General features: G+C 72.7%; 14 protein-coding genes and 1 pseudogene. 12 read left to right on the top strand and 3 right to left on the bottom strand.

All coding sequences use genetic code 11. The features are described from left to right. Positions 1-3: 3 nt before the first annotated feature. The 5 genes from I4I82_RS01870 (at position 4) to I4I82_RS01850 (ending at position 3840) form a co-directional block, all read left to right on the top strand. Positions 4-1008 carry an NAD(P)/FAD-dependent oxidoreductase gene (locus tag I4I82_RS01870; protein WP_218589327.1) on the top strand — a complete coding sequence of 335 codons (1005 nt, stop codon included), beginning with the start codon at positions 4-6 and terminating at the stop codon, positions 1006-1008. An 81-nt stretch (positions 1009-1089) separates the two neighbouring features. Then, positions 1090-1347: a hypothetical protein gene (locus I4I82_RS01865; RefSeq protein WP_218589328.1), complete on the top strand. Its 258-nt coding sequence runs from the start codon at positions 1090-1092 to the stop codon at positions 1345-1347. A 63-nt stretch (positions 1348-1410) separates the two neighbouring features. After that, positions 1411-1824, top strand: coding sequence for a hypothetical protein (locus tag I4I82_RS01860; RefSeq protein WP_218589329.1), 414 nt, complete (start codon positions 1411-1413; stop codon positions 1822-1824). Then, a complete protein-coding gene (locus I4I82_RS01855; protein WP_218589330.1) occupies positions 1814-2314 on the top strand; it encodes an SRPBCC family protein in 501 nt (166 codons plus the stop codon). Before I4I82_RS01860 ends, I4I82_RS01855 begins: the two co-directional genes overlap by 11 nt. Continuing rightward, a complete protein-coding gene (locus I4I82_RS01850) occupies positions 2314-3840 on the top strand; it encodes an ABC1 kinase family protein (protein ID WP_218589331.1) in 1527 nt (508 codons plus the stop codon). Before I4I82_RS01855 ends, I4I82_RS01850 begins: the two co-directional genes overlap by 1 nt. 125 nt (positions 3841-3965) lie before the next feature. Here the strand turns inward: I4I82_RS01850 and I4I82_RS01845 are convergent, their stop codons facing one another. After that, on the bottom strand, positions 3966-4571 hold the full coding sequence (locus I4I82_RS01845) for a TetR/AcrR family transcriptional regulator (RefSeq protein WP_218595008.1): 606 nt from the start codon (positions 4569-4571) through the stop codon (positions 3966-3968). Between the two features lie 97 nt (positions 4572-4668). Between I4I82_RS01845 and I4I82_RS01840 the strand changes: the two genes are divergently transcribed. The 5 genes from I4I82_RS01840 (at position 4669) to I4I82_RS01820 (ending at position 9872) form a co-directional block, all read left to right on the top strand. After that, a complete protein-coding gene (locus I4I82_RS01840) occupies positions 4669-6117 on the top strand; it encodes a cytochrome P450 (RefSeq protein WP_372481293.1) in 1449 nt (482 codons plus the stop codon). Then, positions 6114-7358, top strand: coding sequence for a cytochrome P450 (locus tag I4I82_RS01835; RefSeq protein WP_218589334.1), 1245 nt, complete (start codon positions 6114-6116; stop codon positions 7356-7358). Before I4I82_RS01840 ends, I4I82_RS01835 begins: the two co-directional genes overlap by 4 nt. Positions 7359-7389: 31 nt before the next feature. Then, positions 7390-8535 carry an acyl-CoA dehydrogenase family protein gene (locus I4I82_RS01830; RefSeq protein WP_225920471.1) on the top strand — a complete coding sequence of 382 codons (1146 nt, stop codon included), beginning with the start codon at positions 7390-7392 and terminating at the stop codon, positions 8533-8535. A 381-nt stretch (positions 8536-8916) separates the two neighbouring features. Then, positions 8917-9105, top strand: a complete 189-nt coding sequence (locus tag I4I82_RS01825) for a nuclear transport factor 2 family protein (protein ID WP_218589335.1) — start codon at positions 8917-8919, stop codon at positions 9103-9105. Between the two features lie 275 nt (positions 9106-9380). Further along, on the top strand, positions 9381-9872 hold the full coding sequence (locus tag I4I82_RS01820) for a hypothetical protein (RefSeq protein WP_218595007.1): 492 nt from the start codon (positions 9381-9383) through the stop codon (positions 9870-9872). Between the two features lie 123 nt (positions 9873-9995). On the opposite strand, the gene I4I82_RS01815 is transcribed toward I4I82_RS01820, so the two are convergent. Further along, positions 9996-10598, bottom strand: coding sequence for a TetR/AcrR family transcriptional regulator (locus I4I82_RS01815; RefSeq protein ID WP_218588681.1), 603 nt, complete (start codon positions 10596-10598; stop codon positions 9996-9998). 67 nt (positions 10599-10665) lie between these two features. Between I4I82_RS01815 and I4I82_RS01810 the strand changes: the two genes are divergently transcribed. After that, positions 10666-11232 (top strand): PaaI family thioesterase, encoded by a 567-nt coding sequence (locus tag I4I82_RS01810; RefSeq protein WP_218588682.1) that lies wholly within the window; start codon positions 10666-10668, stop codon positions 11230-11232. Next, positions 11232-12272, top strand: a complete 1041-nt coding sequence (locus I4I82_RS01805; protein WP_218595006.1) for a BtrH N-terminal domain-containing protein — start codon at positions 11232-11234, stop codon at positions 12270-12272. The genes I4I82_RS01810 and I4I82_RS01805 overlap by 1 nt, the downstream gene beginning before the upstream one ends. Before the next feature lie 87 nt (positions 12273-12359). Here the strand turns inward: I4I82_RS01805 and I4I82_RS34830 are convergent. Next, positions 12360-12731 (bottom strand): annotated as a pseudogene (locus I4I82_RS34830) (transposase); the annotation flags it as partial. Positions 12732-12971 lie beyond the last annotated feature (240 nt).

Raw genomic sequence — 12971 nt, 5'->3', positions numbered from 1 at the left:
TCCGTGCCCGACGACATCGACGTCGACCTGCTGCTGATCGGGGCCGGTCCGGCCGGCCTGTACGGCGCCTACTACGCGGGCTTCCGCGGGCTCCGCACCGCCGTCCTCGACGCCCAACCGCAGCTCGGCGGACAGGTCAGCGCGATCTACCCCGAGAAGAACATCTACGACGTCGCGGGCCTGCCGGCCGTGCGGGGCCAACAGCTCGTCGACGGCCTGGCCAGCCAGGCCGCACAGTTCGACCCGACCTACGTCCTGGGTGAGCAGGCGGTGGAGCTGGAGCGCTCCGGGCAGCGGTGGACGGTCCGCACGGCCACCGGACGGCGGATCCACGCCGGTGCGGTCGTAATCACCAGCGGGGTGGGCGCGGTGACCCCCCGGCCGCTGCCGTGCTCGGCCGAGGACTTCCTCGACCGCGGGCTGCGCTACTTCGTGCCGCAGCTCGACGTTCTCGACGGCAAGGACGTCGTAGTCGTGGGGGGCGGTGACTCGGCGGTGGACTGGGCGCTCGCGGCCCTGCCACGTGCCACCTCGGTCACCCTGGTACACCGCCGCCTGCAGTTCCGCGCGCACGAGCACTCCGTGCAGCTGCTGCGCGACAGCGCCTGCCGGTTGATCCTCGACGCCACGGTGAACGCGGTACGGGGCAACGGCGCCGTCGACGGGATCGAGGTCCAGGCGAAGGGCGAGGAGCCGGAGGTGCTCCCGGCCCAGGTCGTGGTCGCGGCACTGGGCTTCCTGATGAACCTCGGGCCGATCAAGGACTGGGGACTGGAGCTGGACGGCCGGTCCATCCGCGTCGACACCGCCATGCGCACCAACCTGGACGGGATCTACGCCGCCGGTGACGTCACCACCTACCCCGGCAAGGTGAAGCTGATCTCCGTCGGGTTCGGGGAGGTCGCCACGGCGGTCAACAACGCCGCGGTCGCCCTCGACCCCGACGCGTCCCTCGCCCCCGGCCACTCCAGCGACGCCCTTCCCGCCACCTCACCCGCCGCGGTCTGAACCCGCGCAACGACTTCCGGCCGCAGCGGCCGGGGAGCCGACGGCATCCTGCCGCCGGCACGACCCGATGAAGGAGATCACATGGCTCGGCGCTCCAACTCCCTGACCAAGTTCCTGCAGGACGTCGTCGACAACAGCAAGGACCTCGTCGACGACCTCATCGACCGTGGCCGCGACGTCGAGTCCGACGTCCGCACCGGTGTCTCGAAGGCCGTGTCCAACGAGGACGACGACCACACCGACGCCGACCTGGCCCGGCTCCAGGTCTCGCTCGCGGAGCTCAGCGCCAAGGTCGACGCCCTGGCCAAGGCGAAGCCGGCCACCACGGCCGCCCGCTGATCGCTGCACCCACCGGCGGTGGGCCGCTCCGGCGGCCCACCGCCGTTCCGTAGGAGGACCACGATGGAGTGCCCGCCCCTGCGGCTGCGGCGTGACGAGGCGGCCGGGCTCTACGACCTCGACGGGCGGCACGCGGTCGACTTCGACCGCGTGGCCGACCACGTCCGGTCCGGCGGCACGTTCACCGCGGTCGCGCACGACAGCGGCACCGACTGCACGCGTCTGGTGCTGGCCGACCTGCTGCGCCACCAGGCGCGGCAGCAGGCCTCGGGCGCCCTCGCCCAGGGTCTGGGTACTCTGCGCGACGCCGTCACGGCGCTGCTGCCCGCCGTGCTCGGCAGCGGCCTGCCGTCCCGCGACGCCCGACCGGGAGCCGGCAGCCCGGGCCGGCGGGTCGAGCGGCGGGCCAGGAAGGCGCCGGGTGACCGGCGCGATCGATCCGACGACTGGAACGGGACGGAACACGATGCGCATTGAGGCCGACGAGACGCGGTCGTTCGCCATCCCGGCGGAGCGGGTCTGGCCGCTGGTGAGCGTCGTGCACGGCTACCTCGACTGCATCCCCGAGGTCATCGCCTACGAGACCGACTCCGCGGATCTCACCGCCGCCTTCGACGCGCGGCTCAAGGTCGGTCCGGTGCAGTGGAAGGTCCCCGGGAGCGCCGCGGTCACCCCGGTGGTCCCGGGACGGGAGGTGGCCGTGCAGCTCACCGCGCCGAAGCTGGTTCTCGGCTACGAGGGAGCGCTGAGCCTGACCGACGTGGGCGCCGGCGCGGTGCGCGTCGGCTACCGGGGCGCGATCACCTGCGAGCACGCCATGATCGCCCGTCTGCACTTCCTGCTCCGGCAGATCCTTCTCGACCACGTCGACCTCGTCCTGGACGGCGTCGTGGGGCAGGCCGAACGCTCCTACCAGGCGGAGCGGGCACTGCTCGGACGCTCCGGTGCACCACACCGGCGGTCCTGATGGCCACCCGCGACCGCGTCCGCCTGGTGGCGCGGGTGCTCGCCGGCCTCGTGGCGGGCGAGGTGGCCGGCTCGGTCGGCATCCGGCGCGGCGGCAGGGGCAACGTCGACGGCTCGCGGCGCCGCGCGCGGGCCGTGCGCGCCGCGCTGGAGGACCTCGGGCCGCTCTACATCAAGGTCGGCCAGACGCTCTCGACCCGGCCCGACCTCTGCCCGCCGGCCATGATCGAGGAGTTCCAGAACCTGCACGAGCAGGTCACCGTGCGGCCCTTCGCCGACTTCGAGCCGGTCCTCGAGGCCAACCTCGGTCCGGCCTGGCGCGAGATGTTCGCCGAGATCAAGCAGGACCGGCCGCTCGGCGCGGCCTCCCTCGCGCAGGTGTACAAGGCCACGCTGCGCAACGGTGAGGACGTGGTCCTCAAGATCCAGCGGCCCGCCGTCCGCGAGGCGATGCGGGACGACATGGTCGTGCTGCAGCGCGCCGTGCGGATGCTGGCCAAGCGCACCGCGCGGTTCAACGAGGTGATCGACCTGGAGGCCATCCTCGAGGTCATCTTCACCGCGATGCGCCCGGAGCTGGACTTCCGGATCGAGGCCGAGAACATGGAGCTCGGCCGGCCGACCGTGGCGCGGTTCGACCGGCTGCGCATCCCCGAGGTCGTGCACGACACCCCGCAGGTGCTGGTGCAGACGGTGGCCTCGGGCGGGTCCATCCGCGACGTCAACCGCGACCGGTTCGCCGACGACGAGCGCGACGAGATCGGCCGCCAGCTGCTGGCGTGGTCCTACCGCAGCTTCTTCGTCGACCGCGTGTTCCACGCCGACCCGCATCCCGGCAACGTCTTCGTCCAGCCCGGCTCCCCGGCCTACATCATCGACTGGGGCATGGTCGGCAAGGTCGACACCCGCACGTCGGTCGCGCTGGCGCTGCTGCTGCTGAACATGGCGCTCAACGACGGCGCCGGGTTCGCCCGCTCCTGGCTCGAGCTCGGCCGCGCGACCACGTGGGCCGACCTGCCCGGTTTCGCCAGCGACGTCACCCGCTATCTCCCCACCGTGGTCGGGGCGTCGATGGCGAACCTCAACCTCGGCGTCTCCCTGACCAACGTGCTGCGCTTCGCGACCGCCCGCGGCGTGGCGACCAGCCCGATGATCGCCCTGATCACCAAGTCGTTCGCCAACCTCGACGGCTGCGTGCGCTACCTCGCGCCGCACCTGTCCATGGTCGACGTGTTCCAGGACGAGCTCAACGACATCCTGTTCGCGATGACGCGCGACTACCTGTCGCCGAACCTGGCGATCCGCACCGGGGTCGAGACCCTGCTCGCCGCGACCGAGGTCCCGCACGCCGCCCGCACGTTCCTCGCCGACGTCGTCGACAAGGACCTGACCTTCCGGATCGGCGATGCCCACCGCCGGGGCTCGCTGCAGGAGGACCGCGCCGACATGCGCTCCCGGCGCCGTGACCGGGCCCTCCTCGTCGCGGCGGTCGGCGGGGCGTGGGCGCTGGGCCGCGGCAGGCGTTGACGCGCTCCGGCCCGCCGGGCCCGGGAATTCCGTCTCCGCCGCGCTCGGGGCTGCCATCGGGGGCCGCGACCGCACGCCTCCCGCCGCGCTGGACGAGGTGAACCGGCGGATGGAGTCCCCAGAACTCACGCGGCCGGGCAGGGCTCCGGATCCTGGCCGAGGAAGCGTGTCACCACGGTCGCGATCTGCTCGGCCACCGTCGACGCGTCGTGCAGGGGGGTGACGACATGGCTGATGGCGAGCCGGGTGGCCACCTCGGACGCGGTGGCGACGTCGCGCGGGTCCAGATCGGGCCAGCGTCGCAGCAGGAAGGCACTCGCCCGGTCGCGCGCCGCCTGCACGACCGGCTCGCTCTGCGTGGTGAGCAGGGGGAGGAGCTCCTCGCTGCCGTGGCCGGTCAGGATGGCGCGGAGCAGCGGATCGTCGCCGGCCCGGCGGACGGTCATCCGTACGGCCGCGGCCCAGGCCGTGTAGAGATCCCGCTCGCCGCCGAGGGCCACTTCCACACTGTCGAGGAACTGCTCGGTCAGCCGGAGGACCAGGGCTCCGGCCAGGCCCTGTTTGCTGGAGAACTCGTTGTAGAGGGTCTGCCGGCTGATCCCGACCCGGTCGGCGACGTCCTGCAAACGCAGGCCCCGCCACCCACCCGTGACGAGGAGACGAGCGGCGACGTCGAGGGCCTCGTCACGCATGAGTCGGTGGGTCCGCTCGGCGAGGGAACGGGTGACCATGCACGAAGTTTCGACGCCAGAGCCTGCTGAGTCAAGACACTGGACACATTGGCCATCCGTGTCTAATTTGGTGTCATTCATTCCTCGGGAGGTGCTCATGGTTGCGCAGATGGTCCGAACGGCTCGTGAGCGGTTGTCCACGGTGTTCCTGGCGCCGCTGCCGGCTTCCGCCGATGCCGCGCTGCTGCGCGGTGCGGTCCGGGGTCGCCCGGTCGATCTCGCGACCGCGCCGCCCGGCCTGGCGGCCGTTCCGGGTGATCAGGGGTTGCCGGTGCTCGGGCGCACGCTCGAGTACATCCGGTACGGAAGCGACTTCACCCGTGCCCGGCACGCCCGCTATGGGCCGGTGTCCTGGGCCGGCTTTCTGGGCGAACGCGTGGTGATGGCCGCCGGCCCGGACGCCACCAGGGCGGTGCTGGCCAACGCGGACAAGGCCTATTCCCAGGACGGGTGGCGCTACCTGATCGACCGGTTCTTCGGGCGCGGTCTGATGCTGCTCGACTTCGACGAGCACCGCGCCCACCGCCGCGTCATGCAGCAGGCCTTCACGGCCGACCGGCTCGCCGGCTACCTCGACCAGACGGTCCCGTGCGCCCGCGACACCGTGCCGACCTGGCCCACTGACCGGCCGGTCCGGATCTACCCCGAGCTCAAGCGCCTGACCCTCGACGTCGCGACCAGGGTCTTCATGGACGAGCGCACGGGGCCGGAGACCGAGCGGATCAATCGGGCGTTCGTCGACTGCGTGCGCGCGGCGAGCGCGCTGGTGAAGTGGAACGTGCCCGGCACCCGCTGGCGCGCGGGACTGCGTGGCCGGGCGGTCCTGGAGGACTACTTCGCGCAGAACCTGCCGGCCAAGCGCGCGAAACCGGGGCAGGACCTGTTCTCCGCGCTGTGTGAGGCCCGTACCCCGGACGGGGAGGCCTTCAGCGACGCCGACGTCATCAATCACATGATCTTCCTGATGATGGCGGCGCACGACACCTCCACGATCACCTGCGCCGCCGCGGCGTACTACCTCGCGGCGAACCCGCAGTGGCAGGAACGGGCGCGCGAGGAGTCACTCGCCCATGGAGACGCACCACTGGACATGGCCGCGTTGAGGACCCTGCGCTCGCTCGACCTGGTGGTCAAGGAGTCGCTGCGGCTCGTCGCCCCCGTCCCGGTCGTCATGCGCCGCACGGTTGCGGACACCGCCCTGCTGGGCCACCACATCCCCCGGGGCACGCTGGTCGTGGTCGCCGGCGCGGTCAACCATTTCGACCCCGGCTGCTGGACCGACCCCGACACCTTCGACCCGGACCGATTCGCCGAGCCCCGCCACGAGGACCGGTCGCATCGCGACGCCTGGATCCCGTTCGGGGGCGGCGTGCACAAGTGCATCGGGATGGCGTTCGGCACCCTGGAGGTCACCGCGATCCTGCACGAGATGCTGCGGACCCATCGGTGGAGCGTCGAGCCGGGGTACCGGCCCCGCTGGGACAACACGTCGCTGCCCGTGCCGGCCGACGGGCTCCCGTTGCGCCTGACCCGGCTCACCGCGTGATCGCACAGGGGCTCGCGGGGGCCGACCCGGACGCGGAGCAGGTGCTCGTGGAGGTACTGCTCACCGACCACGGGGCCCCCGGCCCGTACGCCGGGTACCGGCGCCTGCGCGAACAGGCACCGCGCCTGCGGACCGCCGCCGGCCTGCTCGTGCTCAGCGGGTACCGCGACTGCGAGGCGGCGCTGCGCGACCGCGCGCTGGGCAAGGTGGACGAGTCGCTGGGCTTCCAGCTCGCCGCCGTTCCCGAGGACCTGCGTCGGCAGGCCCTGCGCCGGTTCCGCCGGACCATGCTGTTCCGCAACCCGCCCGACCACACACGACTGCGGCGGCTGGTGTCGTCGGTGTTCACCCCCCGGCACGTCGAGGCGCTGCGTCCAGCGGTCGTGCGGCGGATCGCCGCGCTGCTCGACGGGTTCGCCGGTCGCGACGTGGTCGACGTCGTCACCGAACTCGCCCTGCCGTTGCCGGTCGGGGTGATCGGCGACCTGCTGGGTGTCCCGGACGTCGACCTCGCGGTCGCCGCGCCGTGGGTGCGGGACCTGGTCGCCCCGCTGGAGCCCAGCGCCGACGTCGATGCGGTGGAGGCCGCGGTCCGTGCCGAGGACCAGCTCGCCGCCTATGTCGGCGACCTGCTCGTCGAGAAGCGACGACGTCCGGGCGACGACCTGCTCAGCCGGCTCGCCACCGCGCGCGGCGAGGACCAGCTCGACGACGACGAGTGCGTCGGAACCGCGATCCTCCTGTTCGCGGCGGGCTTCGAGACCACGACGAACCTGATCGGCAACGGGCTGACGGCATTGCTCGCGGCGCCGGGGCAGGCCGACCTGCTGCGTGAGCGTCCCGGCCTGGCCGGATCCGCCGTGGAGGAACTGCTGCGGTTCGACGCCCCGGTGCAGACCGACGGCCGGACGGCGTTGGTCGACACCGTGGTCGCCGACATCGAGGTCGCGGCAGGCCAGGTCGTCCTGATGCTGCTCGGCGCCGGCAACCGTGACCCGGAGGTCTACACCGATCCGGACTCCCTGGACATCACCCGCCGTCAGGCCGCGCCCCTCTCGCTCGGCGGCGGCCTGCACTTCTGCCTGGGTGCACCGTTGGCCCGGCTGGAGGCGGTCGAGCTGTTCCCCCGCCTGCTGGCCCGGTTCCCCGAGCTGGCCGCCGCCGGCCCGGAGACCTGGCGACCCGGCCTGTCGTTCCGCGGTCTCGCCCACCTTCCCGTCGCGCCGGGCCGTCCGGCCTGACGTCCGATCCATCCCCCTTTCCGGAGGAACCATGAGCGCCACCCGATCCCCGTGGATGAACACCGACCTCGACGACTTCCGCGACATGGCCCGCACGTTCTGCGAGAAGGAGCTCGCACCCCATCAGGACCGCTGGATGGAGCAGAAGCAGGTCGACCGCGAGCTGTGGAACAAGGCGGGGGAGGTCGGCCTGCTGTGCCTGTCGATCCCCGAGGAGTACGGCGGAGGGGGCGGCAACTTCGCGCACGAGACCGTGCTGATCGAGGAACAAGCCGCCTGCGGGGACAGCTGCTGGGGAGTGGCCCTGCACAACGCGATCGTGGCGCACTACCTGCTCGCCTACGGGACCGAGCAGCAGAAGCTCGACTGGCTCCCGAAGATGGCCAGCGGCGAGTGGGTCGGCGCCATCGCGATGACCGAGCCGGGCACCGGATCCGATCTCCAGAACGTGCAGACGAAGGCGGTCCGCGAGGGCGACGACTACGTGGTCAACGGGGCGAAGACGTTCATCACCAACGGGGGCCAGGCCGACGTGGTCCTCGTGGTGGCCAAGACCGATCCCGCGGCGGGTGCGCAGGGGATCTCGTTGCTCGTCGTGGAGGCGAACCGCGCCGGCTTCCGCCGCGGGCGGATCCTGGACAAGGTCGGGCTCAAGGGCCAGGACACCGCCGAGCTGTTCTTCGACGACGTCCGCGTTCCGGTCGGGAACCTGCTCGGCGGTACCGAGGGCCAGGGCTTCGTCCAGCTGATGCAGCAGCTTCCCCAGGAGCGGCTGCTCATCGGGATCACCTCGGTGGCCGCGATGGAGATGGCCGTGCGGGAGACCGTCCGCTACACCAAGGATCGCTCGGCGTTCGGCCGAGAGGTCTTCTCGTTCCAGAACACCCGCTTCACCCTGGCCGAGGCCGCGACGGAGGCCCGGGTGTGCCGGGTGTTCCTCGACGACTGCATCGCCAAGCACCTCGCCGGGGAGCTCGACATCCCGACGGTCGCGATGCTCAAGTGGTGGACCAGCGAGCGCGCGATGCGCGTGATCGACGAATGCGTGCAGCTGCACGGCGGCTACGGCTACATGAGCGAGTACCGGATCGCCCGTGCGTGGACCGACCAGCGGGTGCAGAAGATCTACGGTGGGACCAACGAGATCATGAAGGAGATCATCTCGCGCACGCTCTGAACGAGGCCGGACCCGATCCGGCACTCGACCGGTTCCGATACGGTGTCGACATCCGAACGCCGGAGGCGCGATGTCCGAAGCCGTGGCCGGGGTGCGCTGGCCCGCGGAGTGGCCGAAGCGGTCGGTGTTCGGGCTCGTCCTGCGCTCGGGGTGCGTCCTCGGGCTCGGTGCGCTGCTGCTCTGGACGGGCGTGGTGAGCATCGGTCGCGACGACGTCGGGTCCGTGATCGGGTCGGTGCTCGTGCTCGCCGGGGTGGCGCTCGTCGGCTCCGCGGTGATCGGGATCGTCGCCGCGGCGGCGCACCGCCCGCGGCGGCTGACCGTGGTCCAGGGGCGCTCCGAGCGTTTCGACGAGGACGGCGGAGTACGGAGGCCCGCCCGTTGGACTCCGCCGTCGCGACTCTCGACCTCGCCGGCGGCACCGCCACGGTCCTGGTGTCCACCGACATCCTCACCACCCCGCCCGACGGGGAGCCGGTGACCAACCGGCAACGACTGGAGATCGTCATGACCCGCACCGACGAGGGCTGGAAGGCCAGCGGCGTGCGCGTGATCGGGCTCAACCCGTGACCCGCGGCCGCCGGCCCGGTGCCGCCGCAGGTCCTGCTGCGACGAGCGCGCCTGTCCCCGACACCGCAGCTGCGCCGGTTCCGGCGGAGTCGGGGACCGCTCCGGAGACCTCGGCCGCCGCCAAGCCGGAGGACCGGGCCCCCGGCGACCCTCCCGCCGTCCCCGAGGACCCCCCGCCCAGCGGCGGCCCGGGCCGACCGAGGGGCACGGCGGTGCGCGGCGAGCGGGCGCGCGCGCAGGCGGTCCAAGTGTGGCGGGGCCTGATGGCGAGGCCGGTGCGCACCACCGTCGTCGCGACCGTGGTCGGCCTGCTCGGCCTCGGTGCTGCGGCGGCGATGGCGGCCCAGGCGGACGAGCTGCGCGGCCCGGCCGCGAACACCGCGCTGGTCGACCAGGAGAGCACCGCCCGGCTGCTCGGCGACGTCAACGCGGCCGTCGAGCGGACCTACGGCTACGCGTTCGACTCGCTCGACGCCGACGAGCGCGCCGCGCAGGACTCCGTCGTCGGCGCCTTCGCCGACCGGTTCCGTGAGGAGTTCGTCACCGTGCGGGAGCTGGCTCCGGCCCAGCAGGCGACGGTCACCGCCACGGTGCGGGAGTCGGCCGTGCAGAGCCTGCGGGGGAGTCGCGCGGAGGTGCTGGTGTTCGTGGACCAGACGATCCGCAACCTCGAGCTGCCCGAGGGAGCCGCCAGTGGCGCCCGGCTGGTCGTCACCGCCGAGCTGGTGGACGGGCGGTGGCGCCTCGCCGACGTGCTGAGCCGATAGCAGCCGGGGCACAACCCGCGGGCGGGTCGGCGATCTCCGCCGACCGGCCCGTCGGTCCCCGGCGCGGCGCGTCCAACGTCATCGGGTCGACACCGCGCGGCCCGGGAGACAGGAGCATGCGGGTCACCCGGTCGAGAGGACCTCTCGGAGGTAGGGCCCGACGAGTTCGGCGATCTCATCGGCCACGGTGTCCACGTCGCGGTCGGGCAGCACCACGTGGCTGACCAGCAGCCGGGCCAGTGCGTCGGCGGCCACCGCCACCCGGCGCGGGTCCGCGGAGGGACGGCGTCGCAGGACGTGGCCGGTGAGGGCCGCGGTGGCCCGGTCGATGATCGGGGCCGAGTCGGTGGTGACCAGGTCGAGCAGGCCGCTCTCCGCCCCGGTGAGCAGACAGGTGACCATCGGGTCCTCCCGGGCCGCGTTCAGCACGAACCGGCAGCAGGTGCGGACCGCCTCCTGCTCGTCGCCGCCCGCGTCCGCGAGGACGGCGGACAGCGCACCGAGGAGCCGGTCGGTCCGGCGGAGCACGACCGCGCGGATCAGTGCGGGTTTCGAGCCGAACTCCGCGTAGAGGGTCTGCCGGCTGATGCCGACCGCGGCCGCCACGTCGCCCATCCGCAGCGACTCCCAGCCGGATCGGTCGGCGACCTCGGCGGTGGCGTCGATCGCGGCCTCGCGCAGCAGGTGGCGCGTGACACCCGGGAACCGGTGCTGTCGCTGTGCCATGATGGCAGCCTGACAGACGGCCCGCCGCTGTCAAGAAGACGGACACACCGCAACGAAGGGTCCACCGATGACGGAGCTTCCTCCGCGGCCAGCGGACGCGGTCCTGCTCGACCCGCACGGGGACCGCTGCTTCGGCTGCGGCCCGGACAACCCGGCCGGGGTCGCGCTGCAGGTCTACCGCGTCGGCGACGAGGTGCTGGCCGACGTGTCCTTCGCGCCGAAGCACGCCGGCGCCCACGGTGTCGTGCACGGCGGGGTGCTGGCGTCGGCCTGCGACGACCTGGTGGCGTTCCTGCTCTACGTGCTGCGGCAGCCGGCCGTGACCCGCAGCCTCCAGGTGGAGTACCTGGCACCGGTGCCGGTGGGGGAGCCGCACCGGCTGACGGGTCGGCTCGTGAGTCAGGACGGCCGCCGGTTGACGATGGCGGCCGAGGGGCGCGCAGCCGACGGTGCGGTGCGTTTCTCCGCGCACGCCGTGTTCGTCACGGTGGACCTCGCGCACTTCGAACGGTTCGGCTCGGCCGACGGGGCCGACGCGGTCAGCAGGTTCCGCGTCGCACGACCCGACACGACGGTGTCGGACACGAGCCCGCCCGGCCCGTCGGTGCCCGGCACGATCGCCCGGGGTGCCTGATGGGCGGCTCGATGGTCGCCGGGTACCCGCACCGGATCGGCGGGCACTGCGGGTCCGGCTCGCTGCGTGACCTGCTCGACTGGGCCGGCCTGAGCTACGGCGACGCGCCGATGGGCGAGGGCGCGGTGTTCGGGCTCGGCGGCAGCCTGAGCTTCAGCTACCTCCGTGGCCCCGGCCTCGGAACCCCGATCTACCTCGTCGGGCGCGGCGCCGCGCTGACCGAGCAGTTCAGCGCCAACCTCGGCATCGCCCAGGAGCTGCGCTCGACCGACGATCCGGTGCTGGGCTGGGAGTGGGTGCGCGACGAGCTCGATGCGGGCCGCCCGGTCCTGTGCTGGGCGGAGATGGCCGAGCTGCCCTACCTGCGGGTGAAGATGCGGATGAGTCGCCACGACATCGTCGTGATCGGCTACGACGACGACGCGGGCACGGTTGTCGTGGTGGACAACGACCGGGCCGAGCCGCAGACGATCGGCCGCGACGACCTGGCGCGGGCCCGCTCGGCCGTCGGCTTCCCGGTGCCCACCCGGCACACCTGCTTCCGGCTCGGCTTCCCCGACGCGCTCCCGGACCTGCGGGCGGCGGCGGCGAGGGCGTGTGCCGAGGCGGTGCACGGCATGTCGGACCCGGCCGCGGCGATGGGTGCGACGGCGGTCGCCGGGACCGCCGGGGTCGCTGCGTTCGTGGCCGACCTCGACCTCTGGGCCGAGCAGTTCCCGGGGGACGCGCTGGATCGTGCGCTGTTCAGCCTGCAGGTGTTCGTGGAGAAGGCGGGAACCGGCGGCGGGCTGTTCCGGCGGCTGCAGGCGGAGTTCCTGACCGATCTCGGCGGCTGGGTCCACGATCCGGCCGTGTTCGCGGCGGCCGCGGTGTACCGGCGGCTCGCCGACACGTGGTCGCGAACCGCTTCGGCTGCCGTGGGCGGGGCCCCGGCCTCCGACCGCCTCGCGGCGGTGCGCCGCGAGGCCGCCGCGCTGCCCGCCCTGGAGTGCGAGGGCGTCGAAAGGCTGGCTGCGCTGGCACAGCGGCTGGCGCCCTGACCAGCCCCCCCGGGGCCAGCCCTGGCGCCGATTCCCTCGTCCAGGGCACGCCACGCGCCCCGGGAGGACGGCACGAACCCGATGCCGTCACCGCGGGCGGGCTCGTTGACAGCCACACCCGGGCCGGTGCCGACCGCGTCCATCGCCAGGAGTGCGACTCGGAACTCGGTCACCAGTCGCCGGTGCGGGCGAGGCGCCGTGACATGTCAGCGCCGAGAAGGCTCTGGGAGCCGCTGATCGCAGCGGCCGGGGCGGGGTCGCGGCCCTCGTGTAGGCGACGACCAGGTCGCGCAAGGCGTCGTGGATGGGGAGCCAGGCCCCGGTCTCGACCCAGAGGAGGTAGAGGCCGTAGATGGTCTTTGCGGGCGGGAAGTCGTGCGGGAGCGCCGCCCAGGCGATCCCGCCGATCACCAGGTAGAAGATCGCGTCCAGGACCAGGCGGCAGGGGTGTCTTTGCGCGGATCCCCCGTCGGTCCAGGTGACGGGCGCACCAGGCTGCCGTTACGACCGCAGGTGAGCGACGGGTCGGTGGCGGTCGTGAGAGGAACCGCCGATTCGCGGTATCGGCCGGCCCAGCGCCTCAGCGTGGAAGACCCGGGTCCTCGTGCAGGCGCTCGGCGACGGAGAGCTGCGGCTCGTAGGGCAACGGCGCCGTGTCGACAGCGGGGCGAACCTTCTGGTCCGGTTAATCGTTAGCTC

It is taken from the genome of Pseudonocardia oceani, from assembly GCF_019263585.2.
GTDB lineage: Bacteria > Actinomycetota > Actinomycetes > Mycobacteriales > Pseudonocardiaceae > Pseudonocardia > Pseudonocardia oceani.
This window is presented reverse-complemented; position numbering and strand designations above follow the sequence as displayed.

Bases quoted from the DNA above. Each gene is read 5' to 3' on its own strand.
- I4I82_RS01860 (WP_218589329.1), top strand. From the start codon at position 1,411: ATGGAGTGCCCGCCCCTGCGGCTGCGGCGTGACGAGGCGGCCGGGCTC.
- I4I82_RS01810 (WP_218588682.1), top strand. From the start codon at position 10,666: ATGACGGAGCTTCCTCCGCGGCCAGCGGACGCGGTCCTGCTCGACCCG.
- I4I82_RS01850 (WP_218589331.1), top strand. From the start codon at position 2,314: ATGGCCACCCGCGACCGCGTCCGCCTGGTGGCGCGGGTGCTCGCCGGC.
- I4I82_RS01815 (WP_218588681.1), bottom strand. From the start codon at position 10,598: ATGGCACAGCGACAGCACCGGTTCCCGGGTGTCACGCGCCACCTGCTG.
- I4I82_RS01845 (WP_218595008.1), bottom strand. From the start codon at position 4,571: ATGGTCACCCGTTCCCTCGCCGAGCGGACCCACCGACTCATGCGTGAC.
- I4I82_RS01805 (WP_218595006.1), top strand. From the start codon at position 11,232: ATGGGCGGCTCGATGGTCGCCGGGTACCCGCACCGGATCGGCGGGCAC.
- I4I82_RS01855 (WP_218589330.1), top strand. From the start codon at position 1,814: ATGCGCATTGAGGCCGACGAGACGCGGTCGTTCGCCATCCCGGCGGAG.
- I4I82_RS01865 (WP_218589328.1), top strand. From the start codon at position 1,090: ATGGCTCGGCGCTCCAACTCCCTGACCAAGTTCCTGCAGGACGTCGTC.
- I4I82_RS01830 (WP_225920471.1), top strand. From the start codon at position 7,390: ATGAGCGCCACCCGATCCCCGTGGATGAACACCGACCTCGACGACTTC.
- I4I82_RS01840 (WP_372481293.1), top strand. From the start codon at position 4,669: ATGGTTGCGCAGATGGTCCGAACGGCTCGTGAGCGGTTGTCCACGGTG.